A 26154-nucleotide genomic window follows, 5' to 3' on the forward strand; every position below is an offset into this window, starting at 1 on the left:
AGAGCCAGGGCTCCGGTCACGATCGGAAATCGTTAGCTCTTTCGAGGGACAGACCAGCAGAGGAGGCGTCCGATCGACGGAAGACCGCGCAGGCGGAAACCACTACACTCGAACAATCAAGTGAGACGAGATACGAACCGGGACGACACGGACGAGCGGGAACTCGATCGAAGGGCCGCCTCGAACGGGCGCTCTCCGGGCGACAGCGGACCCACCCGACCGGCTGGGAGACAGTCGTTCGCCGACCGTCTAACCGGCGATCGAATCCGTCTGCCCGGGGAGAGCGATCGACGATGACGGAGCTGTTCGGGTCGGTTTCGTGGGTCGCCGTCGGATCGCTCACCGCCGGAGCGGCCCTGTGCGTGCTCATCTCGTTCCTCTGGCGGTACCGTGAGAAACCCGGTGCGAGGTGGTTCATTTTCGCGCTGACCGCGCAATCGCTGTGGTGTCTCACGTACGGCGTCGCGCTGTTCACCGTCGACCCGCAGGTGCGCTTCGCACTCGAAGTGGCGAGCGTCCTCGCGTTCGTCTGGATCGGGTACTCGTTCCTCGGGTTCGCGCTGGAGTACACCGGTCACGGCGCCGTCAGAAGGTCGCGGTTCTTCGCCGCGCTCGGAAGCGTACCCGTAGCCGGTACGGCGCTCTTGCTCACGAGCCCCTGGCACACGTTCTTCTGGGAGAACGTCCGGCTCACCCGCGCGTACGGGTCTGTCGTGCTCGAATACTCCTTCGGGTTCGGCGGATATGCGGTGTCGCTGGTCGGTCTCCTTTACGCCGGCGTCGGCGTCTTTCTCTTGGCCGAAACGATCCTCAGTTACGGTCCGCTGTACCGGACCGAGGCGGCCGCCGTCGCCGTCAGCACGTTCCCACCGGTCGCCGGAATCGTCGTCTGGCTGGCCGGTCTCGGAGACGCGTCGGTGATCCAGTGGGGCACGGTACTGTCGCTGCCGCACGCCGTCCTGGACGCCTACGCGTTCGTGGGCAAGCGGATGTTCGAGACCAGTCCGTCGACCCGGCGCGTCGCAGACGAGCAAGCGCTCGATGCGTTACCACACCCCGTCGTCGTCCTCGACGGGTCCGGCCGGCTCATCGATTTCAACACGGAGGCTGAAACCGTCTTCGAGGACGTTGCCGAGACCGCGGTCGGGGGACACGTCAGCGACGTGTTCTCGTTCGACACCGACGAACAGTTCGGTGACGAAGCGAGCTATCTGAGCGTCAACGCCGACGAGACACAGCGCGAGTTCGCCGTGCAGGTGTCTCCCCTCAGGGACAGCCGCGACGTCACTGTCGGGTACACTGTCCTGTTTCTGGACGTCACCGACGAGCGCGAGCGCGAGCAGCGGCTTGAGGTCCTCACGCGCGTTATGCGGCACAACCTCCGGAACAAACTGACCGCGGTGATGGGGTACGCCACGACCATCGAGGCTGAGACGGACGACGAGCGGATCGAGGGGTTCGCCGAACGGATCGTACACAGCGGCACGGAACTCACGGAAATCGGCGAGAAAGCCCGGGCGTTCGACCAACTGCAACAGTCGGAGCCGAATTACTCTCTCGTCAGTGTCGAAGACGTGCTGGAGGCCGTCACCGCGGATATCGCCGAGCAGTTCCCCGGCGCGACGATCGAAGCCGAGATCGATCGCGGGTTCGACGTCCACACCGACGCGGACCACTTGACCCTCGCGCTGGAGAACGTGATCGAGAACGCCATCGAACACGCCCGGACGCCGAATCCGACAGTCCGGATCGAGGTTGATCTGGACGACCGAGAGACGCTTCTGATCGACGTCCACGACGAGGGGCCGGGAATTCCCGAGGCGGAGGTCGACGTGCTCGCGTCGGGATCGGAGACTCGGCTCGATCACGGCAGCGGCATCGGCCTCTGGATCGTCGAGTGGAGCCTGCGGCGGATCGGCGGCTCGGTGTCGTTCGACCGCTCCGGTGATGGAACGACGGTCCGTCTCTCGGTGCCCGACCGACCCCCGTCGAACGGACCGGTCGACGTCGAGACGCCGCAGTCGGCGTGAGTCCCGAGCGCCCGAGCCGGGGGTCACCCTCCCGCCCGACAGCGCCACCGGCGTCTCCCGCCCGGCGGCTCCGCCGGCGCGGCTCCGAACCGTTCGGGAGGGGAGACTTTTCACGGGCGACCCCGTGCGCCTGCATATGGACACCCGACGCGCGCTGCTCGTCGACGCCTTCGCGGCCGAACCGCTCGCCGGCAACGTCGCCGGCGTCGTGCCCGACGCGTCCGACCTCTCCGGGGAACAGATGCAGGCGGTCGCACGCGAACTCGGCGCCAGCGAGACGGCGTTCGTGCGGTCCTCCGACTCCGCGGACCGACGGCTCAGATTCTTCTCACCCGAGCAGGAGATCGACCTCTGCGGGCACGCCACCGTCGCCGCGCACGCGCACCTCCACGAGTCCGACGCCATCGGCGCGGGCGAACACACCGTCGAGACGAACGTCGGCGACCTCGCGATCGAGATCGAGGCCGACGGAACCGTCTGGATGACGCAGGACCACCCGCGGATAGAGCGCGTCGACGTCGACTACGACCGCCTTGGGAGCGCGCTCGGAATCGACCCCGCCGCCCTCCGGGACGTCGGGGCCGACGCGCCGACCGCGGTCGCCTCGACGGGGCTCCCGTTTCTGATCGTCCCCGTGAACTTCCTGCAGAACCTGGGCGCGGCCGACCCGGACCTCGGCGCGGTCGAGGCGCTCGCCGACGAGCACGACGCGGCGGGCGTCTACGCGTTCACCTTCGACGCGCTCGACGCCGAGTCGACGCTGCACGCCCGGTCGTTCGCGCCGCCGGTCGGGATCGCGGAGGACCCGGCGACGGGGACGGCGGCCGGCGCGTGCGGTGCGTACCTCCGCGAGATCGGCGCGTTCGACGACTTTCCCGACGAGATGCGCTTCGAGCAGGGGCACTTCCTCGACCGCCCCGGCGAGGTCCGCGTCCGCGTCGCCGGCGACATTCGCGTCGGCGGGCGCGCGGTGACGTCGCTCGACGGTCGGTTGGCCGTCCCGGCCGAGGAGGAAGACGGAATTCTCGAAGCGTAGCGATTCTCGAAGCGTAGCGATTCTCGAAGCGTAGCGATCCTCGAAGCGTAGCGATCCTCGAAACGTAGCGATCCTCGAAACGTAGCGATCCTCGAAGCGCAGAGCGGTCTGTGAGGCCGCGGCGACCCGCCTCAGCCGATGTAGCGCAGGTCGTCGTCGGTCGGCATTCCCTGCTGTTGACTCTGCATCTCCTGGATCTTCTCTGCGACCTCTTTCATCTCCTCGGCGCGCTCCTCGAGGGAGTCGTAGCCGACTTCGAAGCCGACGACTTCCTCCAAGACTTCGAGGACGGCCTGGGCGCTCGACGGATCGACGAGGTACCCGCTCGTCTCGCCCATCAGGCAGGCGGCCGGGAGACCGCGGCGGCCGCCGAGTCCAAGGAGCAGGCCGCTGACGCCGACGATGCCGCCGGCGGGTTCACCCTCGCGGAACTCGACGCCGGCGTCTTCGAGCGCCTCGATATCCTCGGCGTCGGCGACCGCGCCGAGCACGTCCGGTTCCTCGACGAGTTCGCCCGTCGGAACGCCGCCGAGCGCGTACACCTCGCCGGCGTCGTACGACTCGGCGACGTCGAGGAAGGTATCGGTGATGTGGTAGTGCCCCGAGTGCGACTGCGCCTGGTGGTCGCCGGTCAGGACGAGGAGGTCGCGGTCGCCGGCGTCGATGGCGTGGAACTCAGCGCACGCCAGCGAGGCGACGCCCTCGTCGTCGATGCCGACCTGCGGCGGGAACTCGTCGGCGTACACGCGAGCGACGAGTTCGGAGTCGAACTCTTCGAGGAGGTGTTCGGCGGCCAACTTGCCGACGTGACCGACGCCGGGGAGGCCCTCCACGAGCGCCGGATCGCGGAGCGTCGGCTCTGCGACCGTCTCGATCTCGATGTCTTCCATACCCTCACTCGCGGACCCGGCGTTTAAGAGCGCGTCGGTACTCGCCGTAGGCGTCCTCGGGATCGAAGGGCGCGGGCGCGGAGTTCTCGGTCGCCGCGCCGCACGCCGGGCAGGTCGACGACAGCGAGTACACCGGGCGGTCGTGGACGTCGCGCCAGGCCGAACAGACTCGGATGTCGGATTTCACGGTCGATTTGGGGTCGTCGCTGGCGGTCCGCCGTTACTCGTCGTCTTCGTGCCGTTCGCGGTGGTACTCGCCGGTGCCGCCGTCGGCGACGATGGAGTCGCTGGCGCGGCCGGCGGCCGTTTCGAGCGCGTCCTCGGCGGTCTTGTAGTCGGGCGCGCGGACCTGAATCCGGTACTCGGGAGCTCCGACGTAGGTGACTTCGAGTTCGATCTCCTCGGGCACCGAGTCGTCGTCGCCCTCGGCGGCCTGAAGGGCCTCCTTGATCCGGTCGACGCCGTCGCCGGTCGGGCACCGGAGGTCGACGTAGCCCGTGACGTTCACGTACGGGACGGAGACGTTCTCTCTGGCCGTCTGGACGATGGCCTCGATCGCGTCGTCGTCGAGGTCGACGTCTTCGAGCGCGTCGGTACCGTGGATGGCCGCCGCCTCGAAGCCGTCGTAGAGCGACTCGAACTCGGCGAGCAGCGCGTTCGCGACCTCCCGGTAACGCTCGTCCGTGAGGTCCTCGCCGAAGGCGACCTCCATCCAGTTGTCGGCCTTCTGCTGGTTCTTCCACTCCTGGATCTTGTCCTTGCGCTGGTGTTCGTTGACGTCCTTGATCGAGAGATCGATCTGCTGGGAGCTCTCGTCGACGTCGAGCACCTTCGCCACGACGGTCTGTCCCACGTTGACGTGGTCGCGGACGTTCTTGATCCAGCCGCTCGCGACCTCGCTGATGTGGCAGAGGCCGCGTTTGTTCTCGTACTCGTCGAGGTCGACGAAGACCCCGAAGTCCGTGATCTCGTCGACTTCGCCCACGACGAGCTCACCTGTCTCGGGCCAACCGCTGTACTTCATATATTGGAACCTCCGAAGGGAGCGTTACGCCTCGGCCGAGCGTCGTTCGACCGTTTCGACGACCTCGCCGTGAATCTCGGCGTCGCCGCCGGTCGGGGTCGCGAGCGTCGTCCCGCAGACGGCGCAGTTGACGGTCGTCGAGGCCTTGCCGAAGACGACCTGTTCGTTGTCGCAGTCCGGACACTGCACGCGGTAGAAGTTTCCTGCCATCGTTACTCCTGGAACGTGAGGCGGCCGGCGCGCCATCCTTCTCGCATGTGGGCTTTGCCGCAGTCCGAGCAGATGTACTTCAGGTGCGTCTTCTTCGTGGGCTTGTCGCCACCGGGCACCTTCGAGAACTTGCCGGCGTTCCCGATGACCGCCTTGCCGCGGCGCGTCTGTCGCGCGTTCCACTTCATTCCCGTGGAGCGCCCCGTTCGGACCTTCTCGACCTCGTGCTCGTGATGCCCGTCACAGTTCGGGCAGTACGTGTTGAACCGGCGTGGCATTTCCATAGATATCGACCTTGCGCCCAATTCGATAGGGTCGGTTAAAACCCGTTTGGTTCGGATCGACGCCGAAGAAGCGGTCCCGCAGACGGGGTTCCGAACGCCGCCCCCGGCGAACCGTCTCCGAAGCGATTAAGCCCCGACTGAGCCAACGACGACGTATGAAGAAGGTCATCATCCGCGGGGACCCCGGCATCGGTCGCGGCGCGACCATCGAAGTCGACGGCGAGGAGGTCGTCTGCTTCTCGATCGACCGACAGAGCGACTACCATGGTGCCGACCGTCCGCAACTGTGGTGCACCGTCGGCACCGAGGACGAGCGCGAGGCGTTCGAGAAGCGGCAGTTCGTCCCGCACTTCCTGGACGTCGTCGCCGTCGACGCCGAGGCCATAACAGTCATTCAAGCGCGCGCAGCGTAGACGTTCCCGGTTCTTCTCGCGGTGACCGGTCGACCGAGACAGCGTTCGCTCGCGGTCACTCGTCCGACGCCGGCGCGTCGAGCGCCGCGCGGTCGACCGCGTAGATCGTCACGTCGCCGGAGCGATGGGCGACGTCGATCGCGTCGCTCCCGAACGAGAGCGACCCGTAGCGGGCGCGTTCGCCCGGTCCGACCCAGATGTACTCGACCTCGTACTGGCGGAGCAACCGCGCGCGCTCGGATGCGTTGCCAGTGTACATCGCGTCGACGTCGCGGACGCGTTCGGCGTAGGCCGCCTGTCCCCGGTAGCCGACCTCGTGTTGCCAGCCCGCGACCGTCGGGACCCCTGTAAGACTCGACGCGGGATTGGCGTACCAGCTGTACATCACATTCGGACGACCGTCGTTCCCGCCGTCGTACCGCGACGTGCCGGGCGCTTCGAGCAGCGTGGGCTGTCCTTCGCGCTCGTCGACCCACTCGATCGCCGCCGCGTACTCGGGGTGGTCGGTTTCGACGAACCGCGTGGCGTCGAGCGTCGGCCCGCCGGCGGCGGCACGGTCGAAGTGACTCCCGACCGCGAGGACTCCGTAGACGCCCGTCGACGCCACCAGCGCGATCACGAGCGCGACGGTCGCGACGCGACGCCACGGGACGCCGCGGGCCGCCGTCCCGTCGGCGGCGGACGAATCCGACGCCGACAGCGAAGCGGAACCCGAGGCCGCGACCCCAGAGAGGAGGTCTGCGAGCGCGACGCCCATCGCCGTCCCCCAGAACACCCACACCTGCGAGTACGTCTTGAACACCGTGTTCATCCGCCCGGGGCCGGCCTGTTCGTTCACGTACACCAGTTCCACGATGGTGGCGAGGCCCGCGCCGGCGACGACCAGCACGGCCCCGTAGCCGATCGAGTCCGCGGTTCGGAGCCCCACCCAGGCGAGGAGGAGCAGCGGCACCGACACCGCGAGCGCCGCGAAGCCGATCTGCGTTCCGACGACGGCGACCGCGGCGAGCGCGCCGAGGAGGAACCACGGCCGCTCGATCCGGATCTGGGCGCAGAGCCACGCGCCGAGGCCGACGACGAACGCGCCGTGGACCAGGAGCAGCGCGCCGAGGCCGCTCCGCATCTCCGGGCCGAGGAGTTCGATCGAGCGCTCGCCGCCGCCCGCCGCTGCCCCGAGAAGGAACGGCGAGGCGAGGAGCCCCGCGAGGACGGTCGCGATGGCAGCGACGAGCAGGGCCGCCGCGACGCGCCCCAGTTCGCGAGTCGCGGCCGACGTCGGCGACGACTCGCTCGGGTCGTCGCGGTCACCGGAACCGCTCGCCGCCGCTCGGAGCCGCCGGATCGGCCTGGTCCGACGGAGCCGTTCCTGCGCGGGCAGCAGCGTCCGCGGGTCGGCGGGCGCGAACAGCGCCGCCAGCCACCCGAGCGCGAGCACGCTGGGGAAGCTCCACGTGCTCTGGACGGCCTGCCACGCGGCGAGGACCGGGAGAACGGCGAAGAGCAGCCCGCGTCGCCGCTGAAGGTCTGACTCGGGAGTCCGGTAGTACGCGTACCCGACCGCCGCGGCGAGCAGCAGCGCCGGCGTACCCATCATGTGCGCGTGGAGGTCGCCGTTGAGCCACGCGAAGAGCGGGAACTCGTTTATCGTGCCCGGGATGACCCGCGAGGCGCTCCAGTAGCTGAACGAGCCCGCGCCCGCGAGGATCCGCTCGACGGTGTACCCGGTCCGCGCGGCGACGAGTTCGGCGGTCCCGCGTCGGAGCGGTTCCGGGAGCGCGAGCAGCGCGAACCGACCGGCGGTGACGAGGTTGCTCGCGAAACCGACGAAGAAGACGGCGGCCGCGCCGGCGATCCGTCGCCGGGACCGCGGGTCCGAGAGGCGACCCTCGGCGATGGCTCCCGACCTGACGCGGTCGGCGCTCACCGCGCCGGCCAACTCGAAGGCGGCGGCGACGAGCGCGGCGAAGAAGCCCGCGAGCGCGAGGTTGTACGCGAACTCGGGGGGCGTGGCCGTCAGCCACGCAAGCAGCGTCGCGGTCAGGTGGCCGCCGTAGTAGTACTTCACCGGCTCGTTCGCGAACCAGAAGTCCTCCGGCGGGAGGACGGTCGACCGTTCGAGCGTCTGCAGGAGCCCGAAGTCGAGGAACTTCTCGCCGCCGATGGGATAGACGGCCGGATCGAACGCGCGCACGGCGACGACGAACGCGAATCCGAGGAGGAACACGGCCGCGGCGTCGCCGGCGGCGTCGCGGTCGATGTCGACCGCGAGGCGGACCCGTCCGCGGCGGAGCGCGGCGAGGTCGAGGCCGGCGAGCGCGCTGGCTGAAAGCAGCGTCAGGGCGCCCGCGGCGAGCGCGAGCGGCCCCCAGGTAACCTGTCCGACCCAGTAGGCGGGGACGCTGAGTACCACGAGCGCCGCGGGGACGGCGAGCCCCGCGCCGCGGCCCGTGCTCCGGGGGAGGAGTCGGGCCACGAGCGGGAGGCCGAGCGCGAAGAGGGCGAGATAGAGGACCAGCCAGCGGGCGACGAGGGCGTACTCCATTCTCCGTATCGCAGGGACCGAGACGGCGGAACATACGCTTTGTGATGCGGCGGCCGCCAGGGTGAGAGATGCGCGTCCGCGCTCTATCACCGGCACCGCCCGCGTCCGACCCGTAGCGGTTCGTTTTTCACCCAGAAGCGGGTATCACCGCGTGATGACTCGTTCCGTCGGGATCGTCGTCCCCGCCTACCGGCCCGACCCCGAGCGTCTCGGCGGCTACCTCCACGCCCTCGACGAGCGCCTCGACCCCACCGTCCTCCGCGTCGAAGTCGACGCGCCCCGATCGGGTCTCCGTGAGCGACTGGGAGCCCTCCCCGACTGTGTGGACCTGGCGACGGTCGACGCCCGACGCGGAAAGGGCGCGGCGATCACCGCCGGTTTCGAGGCGCTCGTCGACGACGTCGACGTGCTGGCCTTCGCCGACGCCGACGGCAGCACCCCGGCCGACTCCTTCGCCGCCGTCGTCGACGCGGTCGCGTCGGGCGAGGTCGACCTCGCGACCGGGTCGCGCCGCCACCCCGAGGCCGACGTCGCCTCGCACCAGACGTTCGCCCGCCGTCGACTCGGCGACGGGTTCGCCTGGCTCGCGCGGCGGTTTCTCGACGTCCAGCTCTACGATTACCAGTGCGGCGCGAAGGCGCTCACCGCCGAGGCCTGGCGAGAGATCCGCGCGCACCTCTACGAGCCGGGGTTCGCCTGGGACATCGAACTGCTCTCGGTCGCCGGGGCGCTCGACTGTCGGATCGGCGAAGTCCCCGTCCGCTGGGAGGACCGCCCCGGGTCGACCGTTTCGACCGTCGGGACGACCCTGCGACTCGCCCGCGCGCTGGTGACGTCGCGGCACCGCGCACGCCTGCTCCGCGACGACCGCGTCCACGAACTGCTCGATGCCCGGAAACCGAACGAACCGTCGCTCGTCGACCGTCTCGCCGCGGCGGAGGCGGCCGAGCCCGCCGAGGCGGACTGAATGGTCCGGGAGACGGTCGACGCGCTCGTCTCGGGCGTCCGATTCGGGAAGTTCGTCTCCGTCGGCGCGATCGGCGCCGTCTTCGACGTCACCACGACCACGGCGCTCATCGTCGGCCTCGGCGTTCTCGGCGAGTACGCGAAACTCGTGGGCGCGGAGGTCGCCATCGTCGTGATGTTCGCGATCAACGAGCGCTGGACGTTCTCCGAACTCGGCGCGCCGGGCACCCTTCCGACGCTGAAGCGCTTCCTGCGCTCGAACCTGGTTCGCAGCGGCGGCCTCGCCGTCCAGTTCCTGGTCGTGCGCGCGCTCAGGCAACTCGACCTCTCCGTGGTCGTGCTCGGCTTCGACCTCTGGCAGTTGATCCCGATTCCGATCGCGATCGGCGCGTCGATGTTCCTGAACTACGTCGCCGAGAGCCTCATCACGTGGCGCGTGACGGGGTCGTGAGGGCCGGACGAACCCTATGCGACTGCGGGTGAAATTGCCACACTGCGGGCGAAACACAACCCTTAACCGTAACCCACGGCTTCGTTTCAGTAGCGGGATGGGATAGCCAGGAGATTCCGCCGGGCTCATAACCCGGAGATCGGTAGTTCAAATCTACCTCCCGCTACTTCTCCTGAACTTCAACCACCAAATGCTGAGTCCCGTCTGAGCGTTCCCATCGAGTTCGGCATCACAGCGGCAGTGAATTTGAACCGAGGAGCGAAGCGACTGTGGTTCAAATCTACCTCCCGCTACTTCTCCTGAACTTCGACATCGAGAACGGTCGCTCCACCGGCACCGTCTGGCTCACTCAGAAGTCGATCCGTCCGCCCGAGGAGAGGTCGCGCTCCTCTGAGAGTCCCGGTTCGGCGGCGTCGAACTCGTCGTCGGTGAGGTACACCGCGCCGTCGTCGACGGTCACCTCGAAGGTGTCGAGGACGGCGCCCTCGCAGGGCCCGAAGTCGCACTGGCCGCTCGACTTCTCGAACGTCGCGCCGTGTTTTTGACAGACGATCTCGCCGTTCCTGACGAGGGCGCTCGAACCCTTGTCGAGGCGGACGTCCCGCCAGTGCGGGCAGTAGTTCGTGAACGCGACGACGGTGTCGTCGTCGAGCCGAGTGAGGAGCCCTTCAGTCTTCTCGAAGCCGTCTTTCGCGGTGAATACAACCGTCTCCTGGGCGGTGACCTTCTCGGCCGCGACGATGCGGCGGTCCTCGTCCATAGCGCGGGTTTGCGGTCGGATAATTCAAGCGTGACGGTTTCCCCCGACGACGAATTTCGGGACGGTCCGGCCGCCATCGCCGGCCTACGCGCCGTCGAGCTCGCCGTCGGACCCGTCGTCCGCGCCCCCGGCGGGCGAAGCGTCGCCGCCGTAGTGCGCCGCCTCGACGCGCTCGTCGTAGAGTCGCTGAAAGAGGGTCGTCACCGGGCCGCCGCCGACGTCGATGCCGTCGACCGTCGCCACTGGTCTGACCTCCCAGGTCGTGTTCGTCACGAACGCCTCCCGGGCCCCCCGGAGGTCGTCGAGCGTGAACGCGCCCTCTCGGACCGGGATTCCCTCGTCGCGGGCGATGTCGAGCACCGCCGCGCGGGTGATTCCCGGGAGCACCGGGCCGTCGAGGCTCGGCGTGCAGAGGGCCTCCTCGTCGACGAAGAAGAGGTTGCTCGTCGCGCCTTCCGCGAGGTGGCCGTCGCCGTCGAGCATCACCGCCTCGTCGGCGTCGGAGACACGGAGTTCGAGTCGGGCAAGGATCCCGTTGAGGTAGTTGTGCGTCTTCGCCCGCGAGGGCAGCGCCGCGTCGGGGATCCGCCGCGTCTTCACGGTCTGGAGCGTCGCCGGGCCGTCCCAGATGGGACCGCTCCCGACGCCGCCGCGCGGCAGCGGCTTCACCTGGACGACGACCGTCGGGTCGACGTCGGGACTGGGCGTCAGCTTCCCCGGCTGAACGCCGCGGGTGACCGAGAGCTTCACGTAGGCGTCGTCGAGGTCGTTCGCGGCCAGCGTCTCGTCGACGCGTCGCTTCAGGTCGTCGTCCGAGAGCCCGTGATCGAGCGAGATCGCCGCCGCGGAGCCGGCGAGGCGCTCGGCGTGAGCGTCCCAGCGAAACACGTCGCCGCCGTAGGCCCGCAGCGTCTCGAACACCGCGTCGCCGTACATAAATCCCCGATCGCGGACGCTCACGGTCGCCGCGTCGGCGGGGACGAGATCGCCGTCGACGTGGTACTGGAGATCGCTCACCGGTACGGGCCCTCCCGGTTCGAGACCGCGCGGTTACGACTCGTCCCGTGCACGATCGACCCAGCCGGAGACGCGCTTCTCGGAGACGTCGATCCCGTCGGCGACTTCCTCGGGGTCGGCCGCTGCGAGGTCCGCGACCGATTCGATGCCGATCGAACCGAGGCGTTCGGCGTACGCGGGGCCGATCCCCTTGAGCGTCTCGACCGGTTCGCTCGGTTCCTCGGCGGATTCGGACCCGGCGTCGGCCTCGGTGTCGGAATCGTCCGCAGTGCGGTCCGTCGCGGCTTCGTCGTCCGCTCTCTCGTCGTCTTCGGGGGCCTCTGTCGGCGCGACGGCTTCGGCCGGTTCCTGCCCCGCCGCCTCGTCGACGAGCGTCTCCGTCGACGCCGCGGCGTCGGTCTCGGCCGCGGCCGCCTCCTCGGCCGTCTCGACGTCGTCGTCGGGTGCGGGGGAAACCGCCTCGTCGCCCTCGCCGGCCGTTTCGACCACTTCGGCCGGCTCTTTGCCCTCCGCCTCGTCGACGAGCGTCTCCGTCGACGCCGCGGCGTCGGTCTCGGCCGCGACGCCCTCCGCCGACGACGCGTCCGCTTCGTCTTCGTCCGCCTCGCCGTCGTCCCCGGTGTCGGTCGATTCCGTCTCGGCCTCGTCGGTTCCCTTGATCACAGACTCGGTCGACGCGTCGGTCGCATCCCGGTCGGACTCGCGCTCGACGGACACCGTCCCCTCCGAGCGGCCCGACTCTCCGGGCGTCGTCTCACCCGGCGACGGTTCGGATTCCTCGGCGCGTTCCCCGCCGACGAGCGAGCGCAGCGACGACAGGATCGTATCGAAGATACTCATCGCATCGATGGTATGTCCGTCGAGTATTTAAAAACCGGTCCGCGCGGGGTCGTGATTCGCGAGGACGTATGGGGGCGTCGTCGGCCCGACCCGTCGGTTTCGACATAATCGGGGCGGGGACGTCGTCGGGGCGAGGACGCGGTGGCGCCCGCGTCGGTGCCTGCACGTCTACGCTTCGGCCTCGTCCGCGTCAGCCTCGTCCGCGCTTTCGGACTCGGCGTCGCCCGCGGCCGACCCGGCTTCGACGGCCTCCTGGAGTTGGCTCCGCAGTTGCGGCATCGTCCCGGTGAGGTCGCCGACGAGTTCCTCGGCGTCCGCGATGGCGGTCAACAGCTCCTCGACGGACTCGATCTCCGCCTCCAGAGAGTCTGGGTCGTCGAAGGCGTCCGCGCGCTGCCCGACGATGAAGGTCTTCTTCGCCTGCCGGAAGTGCTCCTGGGCGTCGTCGGCGTCGAGCGCCGATCGGAGGGCGTTCAGCACCCCGAGGACGTTGTCGGCCTCGGTCTCCCACACGGCGTCGGGGTCGGGCAACTCGCCCCGCGCGTCCGCGAGGTGGCTCTCGACCTCCTCGCGCATCTCCGCTGCGGCCTCTCCGAACAGGTCGTCGTCCGCGAGTGTGCTCTGGCTACTCATACTACTTCGTTCGTCGGCGGAGGGGTTAAAAACGAGCCCGAAAGTGAAAGTGAAATCCGGCGGTTCGATCGGACTCGTCCGGGATCACTCCTCGACGGCGACGAGTTTCATACGGGGGTAGTCGCCCTCCATCTCCATCCGCGTGCGGACGCCGACGTCCGCGTACTCGATCCGCATCTCGACGTCGAGGAATCGGCCCGTCAGTTCGGTGTAATCCGCGGACTGCTCGGCCAGTTCCGCCGCGATCCGATCGGTTCGCATCTCGACGTCGACGTCGACGCAGTGAGGTTGGTTCTCGATCGACTCCTCCATCGCTCGGCCGAGGCTCTCGGCGCTCGTCAGACTGACGGGCGTCCCCGCGAACTGGTGGTAGAGCGACCCGAACTTGATTCCGGCCTCGAAGCACGCCTGTTCCGCGTCCGTGGGCATACCCGATCCACGGCGTCCCGGGCGAAAGGAGTGTCGTCAGCGGCGCCGAGATGTCACTCCGGAATCACCGGTGCAAATCGGACGTTTCTTGGCCTCCCTTCACCGATAGCCGGGTGAATGGACGAGCCGGTTCTCTTGACAGGGGCGGGCGGACGGGTCGGACAGGCCATTCTGCGCCACCTCGGTGAGCGTTTCGAGTGGCGACTGCTGGACAGGGAACCGCTCTCGAACGCGAAACTCCCCGCCGGCGTCGACGCCGACGACGTGTTCATTTCGGACATCACCGACGACGCCACGGTCCGGCACGTCGTCGACGGCTGCCGCGCCGTGATCCACCTCGCGGGCGACCCGCGCCCGGAAGCGCCGTGGGACAGCGTCCTCCAGAACAACATCGACGGCACGCAGACGATGCTCGAGGCCGCCGTCGACACCGGCGTCGAAAAGTTCGTCTTCGCCTCCTCGAACCACGCCGTCGGCGCGTACGAGACCGACGCGCGCACGCCGGATATGTACCGCACCGACGACGAGTTCCGCCTCGACGGGACCGAACTGCCGCGACCGAGTAACCTCTACGGCGTGAGCAAAGCGACCGGCGAGGTGCTGGGCCGCTACTACCACGACCACCACGACCTCTCGGTCGTCAACGTCCGGATCGGCAACCTCACCGAGGGCCATCCGCCGATCGACTACGAGCGCGGGCAGGCGATGTGGCTCTCCTACCGCGACTGCGCGCATCTCTTCGAGCGCTGTGTGCTGGCCGACTACGACTACGAAATCGTCTACGGAATCTCCGGTAACGACCGGAGGTACTACTCGATCGAGCGCGCCCGCGAGGTCCTAGGGTACGACCCGCAGGACAACTCCGCGGAGTGGAGCGGCGACGAGCACGTCGACGGCGACCGCTGAAAACTCGTCTTTTTGTGCGTTTGAGCGGTTCCGACGAACTCGCGGAGAAACGCCCGGTCTCTTTGCTACTTCTTGAGAAACCACTCCGAGAACGGCCGACGGTGTTATCGTGCAGTTCGAGGGACCGCTCTGCTAACTCGTCCTGTCGGGATGTGAGAGACAGCCGCTTTGCTTCGCTCGGTTCGAGTCGCCTCGGTCGGTCTCCGTCTGTCGGGGCGTAGGTTTTCGACTCATAGAATCTCCGAAGGGACGGGCGATACCGACGACTCCCGAGAGATCGTCTACGGGAGTCCCGCGAGCCTGCGAGCGGGACCTCGCGAGACTCGTCTCGCGGTGTCTCCGGTAACGACCGGAGGTACTACTCGATCGAGCGTGCCCGCGAGGTCTTGGGATACGACCCGCAGGACAACTCCGCGGAGTGGAGCGGCGACGAGCACGTCGACGGCGACCGCTGAGACGGCGATCTCCGGCCGAAAGCGGGGGCGGTAGCCACGCCCGCAGAATCATCTCCGCCGTCCGTTCGTGTCGTCGCTGGGCCGGTCACTCCCCGTCCCAGGCCTCGTGCTCGCGGATCTCTTCGCGGGCCGCCTCGCAGTCGTCTTCGGACCGCAGTTCGAGCGCGTCGACCACCCGCGAGCGCGTCTGTCGGTCGGCGACGCTCGTGCCGTCGGCCGTCTCGAACCGGAAGTTCGGGGTCGAGGAGCCGAGGAGGTCCGATCCGCCCGATCCCTCCACGACGGTCGGCAGCACGCCGTTCGCCGCGAGCGCGCCGACGAGTTCGTCTCTCCCACCGTCGAGGGCGTCCTTGAGGTCGTCTTGGATCACCATATCCGTTCGAGCGTACGCGTCGGAAGTCGTTCAGTTTTTTGACCGGAGCGGGATGTGACAGCGGGGGCTCGTCGGGCGTGATACTGAGTAGTCTCACTTGTTACAGCCGAGACGGAGAGACGCGCGAAACGCCGGACGATACCGGGGCGCGGAGTCAGTACAGTTCCCGCTCGCGTTCCTCGCGCTCGCGGCGCTTGCGCTCTTCCTCCTGCTGCTCGCGCCGGCCGCGGAGATACCGTCGGACTCCGGGGATGATCTTGTTCTTCAGATCCAGCGCGAACGAGACGAACCCGTACGCCCAGAAGAAGAACAGGAACGTCACCGCCCCGACGTACGCGACGACGCCCACCTCGACCATCAGTCGTCTCCCTCTGCCTCCGCTTCCCCGACGGCGCCCGCGCCGGGAGTCTCGACGAGTCCGTGAACGACGGCGTCGCCCTGGTCGTCGAAGAGGTGGAGCTTCGAGCGATCCAGCACGACCTCGACGTCCTGTTCCTCCCGGATGTCGCTGTCGGGGCCGACGCTCATCAGGATCTCGCCGGGGTCAGAGCCCTCTTCCATACTGCCGCCGAGGTCGACGTCTTCGGTCACCAGGTAGACGAAGATCTCGTCGCCCATCGGTTCGAGGACGTCGGAGCGCGTCGGGACGGGCTGGGTCGGGTGTGCGACCTCGTCGCGCTTGTCGGCGACGTACACGTCTTCGGGCCTGACGCCGAGCGTTACCTCCTGTCCCGGGGTGACGCCGATCGCCCGGGGGTCGAACTCGACGTCGATGTCGCCGTGGTCGGAACTGAATCCGGAGTCGGTGACGACCCCGGGGATCGTGTTCATCGAGGGGGAGCCGATGAACGTCGCCACGAACAGGTTCGCCGGCTCGTTGTAGCACACGAGCGGGGGGTCGATCTGCTGGAGTTCGCCGGTGTCGAGCACCGCGATCCGGTCGGACATCGTCATCGCCTCCGCCTGGTTGTGCGTGACGTAGATGATCGTCGTGTCGAGCTCCCGGTGGAGCCGCTGGAGTTGCGTCCGCATGTGGACGCGGAGCTTCGCGTCGAGGTTCGCCAGCGGCTCGTCCATCAGGAACACGTCCGGGTCGCGAACGATCGCCCGTGCGATCGCCACCCGCTGTCGCTGCCCGCCGGACATCTCGTCGGGCATCCGTTCGAGCATCCCGCCGAGTTCGACGACCTCGGCGGCCTCGTCGACGCGGCGGTCGATCTCCTCCTTCTCGTAGTCGCGGAGCCGAAGCCCGAAGGAGATGTTCTCGTACACGTCCATGTGCGGGAACAGCGCGATGTTCTGGAACACCATCGAGATCCCGCGGTCCTTCGGCGGGAGGTTCGTCACGTCCCGCTCTCCGATGCGGACGGTTCCCTCGGAGGGCTTCGTCAGCCCCGCGACCATCTCCATCGTGGTCGATTTCCCGCATCCGGACGGTCCGACGAGACAGACGAACTCGCCGTGCCGGATGTCGAGGTTCATATCGTTGACCGCCGTTACGTCGTCGTAGTTCTTGGTAACGTCTTCGAGTTGTACTCGTGCCATAGTTACTCCTTGAGCGCTCCGGAGGTGAGTCCGCTAACGATTTTCTCCTGTGCGACCACGACGAGGATGGCGACGGGGATCACCGCGATGATGCTCCCGGCCGCCATCACGCCGTAGGTGACCTCGAACTGTCCGGCCCGCTGGAGGCTGAGCAGGCCGCCGACGATCGGCGCCCAGTTCTCCGGCTGACCGTTGTTCATCAGCTGACTGAAGAAGAACTCGTTGTAGACCGCGATGAACGTGAGAACGCCCGCGGTGGCGACGCCCGGTGCCGACAGCGGCACGATCACTCTGAACAGCGCGCCCAGGCGGGTCGTGCCCTCGACGCGGGCGGCGTCCTCCAGCCCGTCGGGGATCTGGCCGTAGAAGGTCGTGAGAATGAAGATCGACAGCGGCATAAACAGCGAGCTGAACGGGAGGATCATCGCCCCCGGCGTGTTGTAGAGGCTCAGCCCGTTCACCACGTTCCCCGTGAACAGCTGGTACAGCGGGACGAAGAACGCCGCCGGCGGGAAGTAACTGATCGCCAGGATGAGGAGCATCAGCGGTTGGCGGCCGGGGAACGTCAGCCGGCCGAACACGTACCCGGCCAGGCTGGCCAGGAACAGGACGACGGCCGTGGTCGACAGCGCCAGCACGATGCTGTTGAGCATGTACCGGAAGAAGTTGATCCGGTCGAACACGTCGAGGAACACGCCGAAGTCGAGCACGTTGAACTGCGGGAGGACCGCCAGACTGCCGGTGTCGGGAGTCACCGCGAGCACCAAGAGGAAGTAGAAGGGAAAGAGCGTCGTCAGGAGGAAGAAGATCGTCGCGACGTAGAACATCGCGCGGTAGGCGCGCTGCGGGTCCTTGATCGCCTTGCCGACCCAGCGCTGGAACGGTCCGCGAGTAAGCTCCGGCTCGTGGCGCTCGGACTGGACGCCGCCGTCGGATCGGGTTCCGTCGTCGCTCATTGTCCACCTCGCACGTAGCCCACGATGTACACGGAGACGGCCACCGCGATGATCGCCGCGGTGATGAAGGCGATCGTCGCCGAGGAGCCGAGCATCCGGTTGTTGAACGTCGTGACCACCAGACAGGACAGCGACGGGACGGTCGTACACCCGGCGACCGTCTCGATGAGGCCGTACACCCGCATCGCCTGAATCGTGCGGAACAGCATCGCCACCATCACCGTCGGCAGGATGATCGGGAAGGTGACGTACTTGAACCGCTGCCAGGCCGACGCGCCGGCGACTTTCGCCACGTCGTAGAGGCCGCGGTCGATCGACTGCATCCCCGCGAGAATCAGGAGCGCCATGAACGCCGTCGTCTTCCAGATGTCGGCCACGATGGCGATCATCGTCGCGTCCTGGGCGTTCGCGAGGGGCGTCGTCGACAGCAGGCCCAACTGATTCAGGAGGGCGGGGTTATCGGAGGTGCCGACCAGGAAGCCGACGTTCGGCTGGAACATCAGGTAGAAGATCATCCCCTGGACGACGATCGGAATCGCCCACGGCAGGATGATCGCCACGCGGACCCACCGCCGACCGCGGAACTCCTGGTCGAGCACGAGCGCCTGCACGAATCCGATGATCGTCTCGAAGAACACGCTGATGACGGTGAAAAGCACCGTCACCGCGAGCGCGCTGTTGAACATCGCCGTCATCGTGAGACTTTCCGGAAGGAACGGCGACGGCAACAGCGCCGTGCGTTCTCCGGTGATGATAGCCACGTAGTTCCCGATCCCCACGAAGTTCCCGACGCTGGCCTGTCCGAAGCTGTCGGCGAACATCGAGATTCTGAACGTCGACAGCAGCGGCCAGAACGCGATGACGCCCAGAAGCAGGAACGCGGGGGTCAAGAGGAGATACGCGTACTGGGTCTCCGAGAGGTTTTCCATCCACCCGACTGCGGAGGCGTACGGCCCGGACTTACCGCTCGTGGGAGCGTCTCCTGTTCGTTGTTCCGTACTCATAGTATCGACATTGTACGAAGGTCGATCATTAATAATAAATTATGGGTGTCGGTGCCCCGTTACGCCTGGCTCTCGATCGATTCGAGCGAGGCCTGGAGGTCGGCCATCGCCTCCGAGGACGACTTCTCCTGGCGGAGGGCAGCGTTGACCTCCGTCGCGATCTGCGTCGACTGCTGCGGCCACACCGGCGTGACCGGGCGCGGCAGTGCGGCCTGGCCGGCGACCTGCAGCGTGTCGACGTACCGCCCGATGAGTTCGAGCTGTCGCGTCCGCTCGGTGTTGATGAGGTCCGCGATGGGCGGCGTCCACCCGCCGATCTCGAACATCCGAAGGCGAACCTCGTCGGTCTGCAGCGCGCGGAACAGCTGGACGGCCGCCTGCTTGCGCGCGTCGTTGGCGTTCGGGTTGAGCGTGAGGTGCCACCCGCCGAGCGCCGAGGTGCTGCCGCCGATGGACTCGTACGGGGAGTCCTCCTGCGAGACCGCGTACGGGATCGGCATCACGCCGAGGTCCTCGCCGAAGGCGTCCTCCGCCCCGTTGATGTTGATCGAGTACGGCCAGTTACGGTGGGCGACGGCGTTGCCGTTGGTGAAGGGTTCCCGCGAGGGCTCCTCGGTGTACTGGACGACCGCGTCCGGCGAGATGTCCGCGTACCCCTCGAGCGCCTCGTCGTCGTCCTGGCCGTAGATGAACGTCCGCATCATCCGGACGGCGTTGATGACGTTCTCCTGGTCGACGGTGACCGGGCGGTCGCCGATCGGGCCGAAGTAGTTCTCGAACTCGCCGAAGTACGACCCGCCGTGCGAGCCCATGAACTCGATGAAGTCACAGCAGGAGAGGCCCTCGTAGGCGGAGCCCTGCCAGGTGAATCCCATCTGCGTGTCGGTCGCTTCCATCGTCTCTCTGACGACCTGCGAGAACTCCTGCCACGTCATCGGTTCGGTGGCCCAGGTGTCGAAGTCGGAGTCGGAGTACCCCGCCTCGCGCATCAGGTCCTTCCGGTACTGGATCGTCGGGAAGTCCGCGAACAGCGGGATGCCGAAGAGGTCCCCGTCGGGACCCTGCGCCGTCGCGACCATATTCTCCAGGTAGTCGTTCATAACCGTGTCCGTGATCGAACTCGGCAGCACCTGGCTGAGGTTCGCGATCTGCCCCCGCGCGATGAACGGGATCGTCCACCCGTTGTCCATCATCATCACGGTCGGGCGCCCCTGCCCGGCCGAGAGGATCTGCTGGTACTGCGATCGCCGGTCGCCCGTCGTGAACGAGCCGGCGAGGAACTCGATGGAGATGTTGTCCGGCAGTCCACCGTCCTCGTGGAGCGTCTGGGAGATCTCGTCGGCGGCGTTCGCGAAGTTCGAGTCCGCCGCGATCTGGATAGTGACCTCCTCGTCGGAGGTCGCCGTGCTGATCGGGGTCTCGGTCGACCCGCCGTCGCCCCCGCTGTCACCGCTACCGTCACCGTTGTCGCCGCCCGCACAGCCCGCGAGCCCGACCGCGCCGAGCGCGCCCGTAGCCGCGAGGTACTGTCGTCGGGAGACGCCGTTCGAAGTGCTGTCTTTAGGCATCGTCTAGGTATAAGTAACAATGATTAATATACTCATGGGATTTTACAACGGCAGTTGTTAATAATATGCACCGGCGATCGGCAGGCGGTACAGCGTTTCTCCCCGCGAGGGTCGTGGTTCTCGGCTCGAACTTTGACTGTCCGCCAGCACCGACGGTCGAAGACGAGACACGGAGCCGTCGAAAAGAGAACTTCGGCCGTCCAGATAGCGGCCCGATTACTCGTGTTGTCGCGTGGCACCGGGTCAGTACCGATCCCCCGGGTGCGGCGGGCGTCGGACCCGACTCAAACCACGGTGAGCCGGGTTCCCTCGACGTCCTCGATGATCGCGCCCCAGCCGCCGACGCTCACGTGTTCGCCGTCGACGTCGAGGTCGACGGTGACCTGGCCGGCGAGTTCGAACCCGCTTGCGGCCTCGGCGTCGAACGGGACGCGAACGTCGGTGATCGTCCCCTCGAGCAGACACTCCTCGCCGGTGTTCGTGTCGTAGCCCTCGACGCGGAGGCGGACCGGATCCGCCTCCCAGTCGACGTCCCGGAGGTCTCGGACGAGGTGTCGCACGTCGAAGTACTCGATCGGGTATCCCTCGTCGGCCGCCCGATAGACCCGCTCCCAGGGTTCCCACAGACAGGTGAGGAAGTACCAGTAGAACACGTACGTGTGCGTCCGGTCGTTGACGAGCACGCCGTAGCGGTCGTAGGAGTCCGGATGGTGCGCGAAACACGCCCGCCGGCGGTCGGCGAGGGCGACGAACGGGGCGGGGAGGGGTCGGTGGTGGACTTCCGTACAGAGCCCTTCGAAGCGGGCCGCGTCCAAGGAGATCTCGTCGCTGGTGTGGACCGAGACGCGGACGGAGACCCCGCGGTCCATCGCGTCTTTCAGCGCGGGACGCAACTGCTCGAAGTTCTCGATCGTCGTCGAGAGCAGGACCTGGTGGCTGGCGCTCGCGATGAACGACTTCGCCCGGGAGATCACGGTCTGGAAGCGCGTCACGATGCTCGCGTCGCCGGCCTCCAGTTCCGGCTGCTCCCACCGCTTTTCGACCTCCACGGCGGCGCGTTCCAGCCTGTCCGCCCGCTCGGTGAGATCCTCCAACACCGTCGAGGGGCTGTGCGCTCGCGCACGCAGCGAGGCCTGCTCGAACGTCTCGATGTACCCGCGGTCCTCCAGCGAACGGAGCACGTCGTAGATCCGCGGTGCCGGGACGTCGCTGGCGTCGGCGACGTCGGTCGCCGAGGCGGTCCCCAGGTCCAGAAGCGTCACGTACGCGTCCGCCTGGTACGGCGAGAGCCCCGCCGTTTTCAGGGTCTCGACGAGCGATTCGGTGTCCATACGGATGTGGGCGTGCGGCGGCGACTAAACGGTGTCGCGTGCGGCGGTGATTAGACAGCATCGCGTGCGGCGGCAACTGGCCGGTGTCGCGTCCGACCGCGTTACCACCCCATCGCGCCCCCGACGATCGGCGGCCGATGCGACCGCGTCAGTCCTTGCCTGGCGCGGGCCAGCGCGGCGTCTTCGGCGCTTCGATCCGCTCGATCTCCGCGTCGGTTAGCGAAACGTCGAGCGCGCCGACGTTCTCTTCGAGGTGATCGAGTCGCTTCGGGCCGATGATCGGCGCGGTGACGACGTCCTTGTGCAGCAGCCACGCGATGCTGACCTGCGCGGGCGTCGCGTCCTTCGTCTCGGCGATGTCCCGGATCGCCTCCAGGACGGCCCAGTTCTCTTCGGTGAACCGCTTCGCGGTGTACTCGTCGGTGGCGGCGCGGCCGGACTCGGGCGCTTCGCCCCGCTCGTACTTGCCGGTCAGGAAGCCGCCCGCCAGCGGCGACCACGGCAGGACCCCGACGCCCTCGGCGGCGCAGGCGGGCAGCACGTTCGCCTCCTCGTGGCGGTCGACCGCGTTGTACTCCGGTTGCATCGAGACGAAGCGCTCGTAGTTCTCGACGTCGGCGGCGTACAGTGCCCGGGTGAACTTCCAGGCCGGCATCGTGCTCGCGCCGACGTAGCGAACCACGCCCTCGTCGACGAGGTGATCGAGCGCCGACAGCGTCTCGTGGACGGGCGTGTCGTCGTCCCAGCGGTGGATCTGATAGAGGTCGATGTAGTCGGTCCCCAGGCGATCCAGCGAAGCCTGCGCCTGGTCGAGGACGTGCTTCCGCGAGAGTCCCGCGCCGTTCGGCCCCTCGTGCATCCGGTGGTACACCTTCGTCGCCACGACCAACTCCGACCGGTCGTACGACTCGATCGCCCGCCCGACAATCTCCTCGCTCTCGCCCCGCGAGTAGACGTTGGCTGTGTCCAGGAAGTTGATTCCCAGATCCAGCGCGCGGTCGATGATCTCGCGGGACTCCGCCTCGTCGTCGATCATCCACGGCTCCCCCGATCCGAAGTTCATACAGCCGAGCGCGAGGCGGGAAACTTCCAGTCCCGTCTCGCCGAGCGTCGTGTACTCCATTTCAGTCATCGTCTTCGATACCGGAGCGAGCGGCAAAAAACCACGCTGAGCAGTAGTCACACGGATCCGAGTACACGTTCGGCACGTCTCGGTCGCCCCCGGTGTCGAGTCGGGCGGAAATCGGCGGCGTTCGCGATAGCGGGAGTTGGAGTGTGACGACGGGACAGCTCACGCCGTCTGTCGGCCGTTCTCGACATCGCAACCTCTTTTTCGGCACATCGAGGATACTCCGTATGGACCTGACGGATCAGCGCGTCGTCGTGACGGGTGGAGCCGGCCTCATCGGATCACATCTCGCCGAACGGCTCCGCACCGAGAACGACGTCGTCGTCGCCGACGACCTCTCGAAGGGGACCAGAGACCGCGTCCCCGACGGCGTCGAGTTCGTCGAGGCCGACCTGACCGATCCGACGGACGTCGAGCGGGTCGTCACCGCCGACGTCGACGTCGTCTTCCACCTCGCGGCGTACACGGACACGAACTACGACCGGCCGCGGCAGCTGTTCGAGGAGAACTCCGAGATGACGTACAACCTCCTCGAACGGATGGACGACGTCGGCGTCGACAACGTCGTCTTCACCTCCTCGTCGACGGTGTACGGCGAGGCCCCGCGGCCGACGCCAGAGGACTACGCGCCGCTCGAACCGATCTCGATCTACGGCGCGTCGAAGCTCACCGACGAGGCGCTGCTGTCGACCTACGCCCACTCCTACGGGATGACAGTCTGGTGCTTCCGCTTCGCGAACATCGTCGGGCCTCGGCAACGGGGCAACGTCATCCCGGACTTCATCGAGAAACTGCTCGCAGACCCCGAGACGCTCGAAATCCTCGGTGACGGTCGACAGGAGAAGTCCTATCTCCACGTCACCGAGTGCGTCGACGCCATCTGTCACGTCGTCGAGCACGCCGACGACGAACTGAACACCTACAACCTGGGGACGCGGACGACCACGTCGGTCAACCGCATCGCCGACATCGTCGCCGACGAACTGGGGCTCGATCCCGAGTACACCTACACCGGCGGCGATCGCGGGTGGACCGGCGACGTCCCGAAGATGCGGCTCTCCATCGAGAAGCTCTCCGCGCTCGGGTGGGAGCCCACGCAGTCCAGCGACGAAGCCGTTCGCCGTGCGACGGCGGAGCTCGTCGCGGAACTCCGGTCGGCGCACGGCGAGTGACGTCGGGCGCGTCGCCGGTCCGCTCCGACTCGCGGGCGGTGTTGCGAAGGATTAACATCGAGAGGCGGCTGAGTTAATATATGACCGTCGTCAGCGTCTCGATGCCCGAAGCGTTGGTCGAACGAATCGACGCCTTCGCCGAGGAACACGGTTACACCGGCCGGAGCGAGGTCGTCCGCGAGGCCTCGCGGAACCTCCTCGGGGAGTTCGAGGACAAGCGACTGGAGGAACGGGAGCTTATGGCCGTCGTGACCGTCGTCTTCGACTACGAGACGACGAACGTCGAAGAGCGGATGATGAAGCTCCGCCACGAGTACGAGTCGCTCGTCGCCTCGAACTTCCACAGTCACGTCGGCGAGCACCGCTGTATGGAACTGTTCGTGCTCGAAGGTCGTCTCGAAGACATCTCGACGTTCGTCGGGAAGATCCGCGCGACGAAGGACACCCTCAGCGTCGACTACTCGGTGATGCCGGTCGACGAGTTCAGCGGCTTCGAGATGGGCGAGTGAGCGGCGCGTCCGTCACTCGTCCCGGTCGTTCTCGCCGTCCAACCGCGCGGTACACCACGGGCAGAAGTCGAGTTCCGGGTCCAGTTCTTTCCCGCAGTTCGGACAGCTCTCCGCGTCGGACTCTCCCGGTGACGCGGTCCCCATCGTCGCCGTCGCGGTGACGCCCGTACCGTAGTCGTCCCCGTCCTGGTTCACCGCCGTGCCCGCGTCGCGTGACGCCGCCGCTTCCCGTCGCGCCCGCTGCTGGCGACGACGCGCCAGGACGTACGCGTCGGCGATGCTCGCGACGCCGACGACGAAGACGGGCGCCAGGTCCGCCGGGTCGCTTCCTTCCCCCGAAAGTAACGCCTGGGCGGCCTCCGGCGGCACAAACAGGTACGACGCGACGACCGCCGCCACGAACCACGCGAGTCCGCGCCGCCAGCGCCGCAGATAAAAGTGGCCCAGTCCGGTGGCGAGCGTCCCGAGGAGTGCCGCGAGCCACGGCCGCTTCCCCCGCTTCCGGTCCATACGCCCACCTTCGGACGCCGCCGATTAGGTCTTGCGGGTTCGGCTGTCGCTCGTTCCGCGCACCCGACTCCTCCGAGGGTCTCTCAACGACACCCGCGGCGAGGGCGACGTGCCGCGGCGGACGTCGCCCTCGCCGTTCGCGCCTCAACGGACCTCGCGCATCGCGACTGAGAGTTAACGCGGCCGCTCGCAATTCACACAGACAGTACTCTCGACGCTCTCCTTCGGTACGACCGCGCCACAGCGCCGGCACCGGAACCGACTGTGCGTGTACTGCGTGTGTGATTCGACGGAGGCATTTTCAATATTCCCTGGCATAAGGTTCTATACCACAAGCTAATTTAAAAAATTTCTGGATGAAATGGTGTTTATATCAGCAGGTATTGGACGGGTAGGCAGCCTTCAGAGCGGTATCTGGGCGAGCGTAAAAGCGGCCGAGAGGACCGGCCCGCGCCGCGATCGCCGGCACTACCGGAAATCCTCGACGAACCGGGCCGGCAGCCGGTCGACGAGATGTCGGGGGAGCGCGTCGACGAGTTTCTGGGTGACGATCACCATCGGTTTGCGCACGAGGACGTACAGCGCGGAGACGGCGAGGGCAGCGAGGACGGCTGTTTCCGCGACCCCGTCGAGGACGTACACCGCGGGGGCCGCGAACGCGAGAGCCACGAGGAGGTCCTCTGGCGCGCCGTCGTAGCGGACCCACCGTCGGGGGCGGATCCATCGGCCGTGATAGTGGCTGTAGACCGCCCGTTCGGACGTCCCGAGCCACGGCTTCAACTCCAGGCCGCCGCCGAGGGCGTCCATCGCGGAGTGCAACGCGGCCGCCGCGAGGAAGAGCGCGGCGGCGACGGTAAGCGCCGTCGGGGCGACGACGGCCACGACGGCGACGAGGACGGCGGCGACGCTGAAGTACACCGGAAAGTGCAACGTCCGACGGTGGCCGGCGTAGAGGTCGAAGTCCGGGAAGAGCCCGCCGAGCGCGGCGGCTGCGACGGGTAACACGGACGTTCCCGCGACGCCCTCCGGAAAGAGGACGCCGACGAGTACGGCGAGCACGACGCCGGCCAGCGCGTGCGTAGTTGCCATCATCACCCGGTCGTACGCGAATGGACGGTATGACAGTTTCGTGTGTCACGGTATCACGACTGTTGAACGTCTAGTCGCTGCG

The 26154-nt window shown here is 67.4% G+C and carries 29 protein-coding genes, 1 tRNA gene and 1 pseudogene; 10 read left to right on the plus strand and 21 right to left on the minus strand.

Annotated elements, in window-relative coordinates; genetic code table 11:
* Positions 1 to 293 precede the first annotated feature (293 nt).
* Together NO360_RS13320 and NO360_RS13325 are read left to right on the plus strand one after the other, a co-directional pair.
* Positions 294 to 2030, plus strand: a complete 1737-nt coding sequence (locus NO360_RS13320; RefSeq protein ID WP_256308294.1) for a sensor histidine kinase — start codon at positions 294 to 296, stop codon at positions 2028 to 2030.
* A 136-nt stretch (positions 2031 to 2166) separates the two neighbouring features.
* Entirely contained in the window at positions 2167 to 3066 is a 900-nt protein-coding gene (locus tag NO360_RS13325; RefSeq protein ID WP_256308295.1) for a PhzF family phenazine biosynthesis protein, read from the plus strand.
* Between the two features lie 131 nt (positions 3067 to 3197).
* Here NO360_RS13325 and NO360_RS13330 read toward each other — a convergent pair whose 3' ends face one another.
* Genes NO360_RS13330 through NO360_RS13350 form a run of 5 tightly spaced genes read right to left on the minus strand, consistent with a single transcriptional unit; the run spans position 3198 to position 5474 of the window.
* On the minus strand, positions 3198 to 3956 hold the full coding sequence (locus tag NO360_RS13330) for a proteasome assembly chaperone family protein (RefSeq protein WP_256308296.1): 759 nt from the start codon (positions 3954 to 3956) through the stop codon (positions 3198 to 3200).
* 4 nt (positions 3957 to 3960) lie between these two features.
* Entirely contained in the window at positions 3961 to 4143 is a 183-nt protein-coding gene (locus NO360_RS13335; RefSeq protein WP_256308297.1) for an RNA-protein complex protein Nop10, read from the minus strand.
* A 33-nt stretch (positions 4144 to 4176) separates the two neighbouring features.
* Positions 4177 to 4980, minus strand: coding sequence for a translation initiation factor IF-2 subunit alpha (locus NO360_RS13340; protein WP_256308298.1), 804 nt, complete (start codon positions 4978 to 4980; stop codon positions 4177 to 4179).
* Between the two features lie 24 nt (positions 4981 to 5004).
* The gene (locus tag NO360_RS13345; RefSeq protein ID WP_144902383.1) at positions 5005 to 5190 is read right to left on the minus strand and encodes a 30S ribosomal protein S27e; all 186 of its coding nucleotides are present in this window, start codon (positions 5188 to 5190) and stop codon (positions 5005 to 5007) included.
* 2 nt (positions 5191 to 5192) lie between these two features.
* Positions 5193 to 5474, minus strand: a complete 282-nt coding sequence (locus tag NO360_RS13350) for a 50S ribosomal protein L44e (RefSeq protein WP_103992813.1) — start codon at positions 5472 to 5474, stop codon at positions 5193 to 5195.
* 155 nt (positions 5475 to 5629) lie between these two features.
* Between NO360_RS13350 and NO360_RS13355 the strand changes: the two genes are divergently transcribed.
* Positions 5630 to 5887: an HAH_0734 family protein gene (locus NO360_RS13355; protein WP_256308299.1), complete on the plus strand. Its 258-nt coding sequence runs from the start codon at positions 5630 to 5632 to the stop codon at positions 5885 to 5887.
* Positions 5888 to 5942: 55 nt separating this feature from the next.
* Here the strand turns inward: NO360_RS13355 and NO360_RS13360 are convergent, their stop codons facing one another.
* A complete protein-coding gene (locus NO360_RS13360) occupies positions 5943 to 8429 on the minus strand; it encodes a DUF2298 domain-containing protein (RefSeq protein ID WP_256308300.1) in 2487 nt (828 codons plus the stop codon).
* A 154-nt stretch (positions 8430 to 8583) separates the two neighbouring features.
* On the opposite strand from NO360_RS13360, the gene NO360_RS13365 reads away from it, so the two are divergent.
* The 3 genes from NO360_RS13365 (at position 8584) to NO360_RS13375 (ending at position 10012) form a co-directional block, all read left to right on the plus strand.
* Positions 8584 to 9396, plus strand: coding sequence for a glycosyltransferase (locus tag NO360_RS13365; RefSeq protein WP_256308301.1), 813 nt, complete (start codon positions 8584 to 8586; stop codon positions 9394 to 9396).
* Positions 9397 to 9846, plus strand: coding sequence for a GtrA family protein (locus NO360_RS13370; protein ID WP_256308302.1), 450 nt, complete (start codon positions 9397 to 9399; stop codon positions 9844 to 9846).
* A 91-nt stretch (positions 9847 to 9937) separates the two neighbouring features.
* A tRNA-Met gene (locus NO360_RS13375) sits at positions 9938 to 10012 on the plus strand.
* Between the two features lie 183 nt (positions 10013 to 10195).
* Here NO360_RS13375 and NO360_RS13380 read toward each other — a convergent pair.
* The 5 genes from NO360_RS13380 to NO360_RS13400 all read right to left on the minus strand — a co-directional run bounded on the left by NO360_RS13380 (position 10196) and on the right by NO360_RS13400 (position 13525).
* A complete protein-coding gene (locus NO360_RS13380) occupies positions 10196 to 10606 on the minus strand; it encodes a Rieske (2Fe-2S) protein (protein WP_256308303.1) in 411 nt (136 codons plus the stop codon).
* A gap of 84 nt (positions 10607 to 10690) precedes the next feature.
* Positions 10691 to 11623: an aminotransferase class IV gene (locus NO360_RS13385; RefSeq protein WP_256308304.1), complete on the minus strand. Its 933-nt coding sequence runs from the start codon at positions 11621 to 11623 to the stop codon at positions 10691 to 10693.
* A gap of 33 nt (positions 11624 to 11656) precedes the next feature.
* Entirely contained in the window at positions 11657 to 12463 is an 807-nt protein-coding gene (locus NO360_RS13390) for a helix-hairpin-helix domain-containing protein (protein WP_256308305.1), read from the minus strand.
* Positions 12464 to 12631: 168 nt separating this feature from the next.
* The gene (locus NO360_RS13395; RefSeq protein WP_256308306.1) at positions 12632 to 13096 is read right to left on the minus strand and encodes a DUF5790 family protein; all 465 of its coding nucleotides are present in this window, start codon (positions 13094 to 13096) and stop codon (positions 12632 to 12634) included.
* An 84-nt stretch (positions 13097 to 13180) separates the two neighbouring features.
* The gene (locus NO360_RS13400) at positions 13181 to 13525 is read right to left on the minus strand and encodes a dihydroneopterin aldolase family protein (protein WP_256308307.1); all 345 of its coding nucleotides are present in this window, start codon (positions 13523 to 13525) and stop codon (positions 13181 to 13183) included.
* 117 nt (positions 13526 to 13642) lie between these two features.
* On the opposite strand from NO360_RS13400, the gene azf reads away from it, so the two are divergent.
* Positions 13643 to 14431, plus strand: a complete 789-nt coding sequence (azf, locus tag NO360_RS13405) for an NAD-dependent glucose-6-phosphate dehydrogenase Azf (RefSeq protein ID WP_256308308.1) — start codon at positions 13643 to 13645, stop codon at positions 14429 to 14431.
* A gap of 332 nt (positions 14432 to 14763) precedes the next feature.
* Positions 14764 to 14886, plus strand: a pseudogene (locus tag NO360_RS13410) (NAD(P)-dependent oxidoreductase); the annotation flags it as partial.
* Between the two features lie 85 nt (positions 14887 to 14971).
* Here the strand turns inward: NO360_RS13410 and NO360_RS13415 are convergent.
* The 8 genes from NO360_RS13415 to NO360_RS13450 form a co-directional block, all read right to left on the minus strand.
* Entirely contained in the window at positions 14972 to 15259 is a 288-nt protein-coding gene (locus tag NO360_RS13415; protein ID WP_256308309.1) for a hypothetical protein, read from the minus strand.
* Positions 15260 to 15413: 154 nt separating this feature from the next.
* Positions 15414 to 15617 (minus strand): DUF8005 family protein, encoded by a 204-nt coding sequence (locus NO360_RS13420; protein ID WP_256308310.1) that lies wholly within the window; start codon positions 15615 to 15617, stop codon positions 15414 to 15416.
* Positions 15617 to 16804, minus strand: a complete 1188-nt coding sequence (locus NO360_RS13425; protein WP_256308311.1) for an ABC transporter ATP-binding protein — start codon at positions 16802 to 16804, stop codon at positions 15617 to 15619. Before NO360_RS13425 ends, NO360_RS13420 begins: the two co-directional genes overlap by 1 nt.
* A gap of 2 nt (positions 16805 to 16806) precedes the next feature.
* The gene (locus NO360_RS13430) at positions 16807 to 17760 is read right to left on the minus strand and encodes a carbohydrate ABC transporter permease (protein WP_256308312.1); all 954 of its coding nucleotides are present in this window, start codon (positions 17758 to 17760) and stop codon (positions 16807 to 16809) included.
* The gene (locus NO360_RS13435) at positions 17757 to 18764 is read right to left on the minus strand and encodes a carbohydrate ABC transporter permease (RefSeq protein ID WP_345780199.1); all 1008 of its coding nucleotides are present in this window, start codon (positions 18762 to 18764) and stop codon (positions 17757 to 17759) included. Before NO360_RS13435 ends, NO360_RS13430 begins: the two co-directional genes overlap by 4 nt.
* A 59-nt stretch (positions 18765 to 18823) precedes the next feature.
* Positions 18824 to 20332: an extracellular solute-binding protein gene (locus tag NO360_RS13440; RefSeq protein ID WP_256308313.1), complete on the minus strand. Its 1509-nt coding sequence runs from the start codon at positions 20330 to 20332 to the stop codon at positions 18824 to 18826.
* A gap of 284 nt (positions 20333 to 20616) precedes the next feature.
* Positions 20617 to 21663, minus strand: a complete 1047-nt coding sequence (locus tag NO360_RS13445; RefSeq protein ID WP_256308314.1) for a TrmB family transcriptional regulator — start codon at positions 21661 to 21663, stop codon at positions 20617 to 20619.
* Between the two features lie 148 nt (positions 21664 to 21811).
* The gene (locus NO360_RS13450) at positions 21812 to 22786 is read right to left on the minus strand and encodes an aldo/keto reductase (protein ID WP_256308538.1); all 975 of its coding nucleotides are present in this window, start codon (positions 22784 to 22786) and stop codon (positions 21812 to 21814) included.
* Between the two features lie 233 nt (positions 22787 to 23019).
* Here NO360_RS13450 and NO360_RS13455 point away from each other — a divergent pair, with 233 nt between their 5' ends.
* Together NO360_RS13455 and NO360_RS13460 are read left to right on the plus strand one after the other, a co-directional pair.
* The gene (locus NO360_RS13455) at positions 23020 to 23964 is read left to right on the plus strand and encodes an NAD-dependent epimerase/dehydratase family protein (protein ID WP_256308315.1); all 945 of its coding nucleotides are present in this window, start codon (positions 23020 to 23022) and stop codon (positions 23962 to 23964) included.
* Between the two features lie 80 nt (positions 23965 to 24044).
* A complete protein-coding gene (locus NO360_RS13460) occupies positions 24045 to 24473 on the plus strand; it encodes a CopG family ribbon-helix-helix protein (protein WP_256308316.1) in 429 nt (142 codons plus the stop codon).
* A 12-nt stretch (positions 24474 to 24485) separates the two neighbouring features.
* Here NO360_RS13460 and NO360_RS13465 read toward each other — a convergent pair whose 3' ends face one another.
* Both NO360_RS13465 and NO360_RS13470 read right to left on the minus strand, forming a co-directional pair.
* Positions 24486 to 24983: a DUF7575 domain-containing protein gene (locus NO360_RS13465; RefSeq protein ID WP_256308317.1), complete on the minus strand. Its 498-nt coding sequence runs from the start codon at positions 24981 to 24983 to the stop codon at positions 24486 to 24488.
* Between the two features lie 468 nt (positions 24984 to 25451).
* Entirely contained in the window at positions 25452 to 26075 is a 624-nt protein-coding gene (locus NO360_RS13470; protein ID WP_256308318.1) for a metal-dependent hydrolase, read from the minus strand.
* Between the last annotated feature and the right edge of the window lie 79 nt (positions 26076 to 26154).

The organism is Halobellus litoreus (assembly GCF_024464595.1).
In the GTDB taxonomy this organism is placed as follows: domain Archaea; phylum Halobacteriota; class Halobacteria; order Halobacteriales; family Haloferacaceae; genus Haloquadratum; species Haloquadratum litoreum.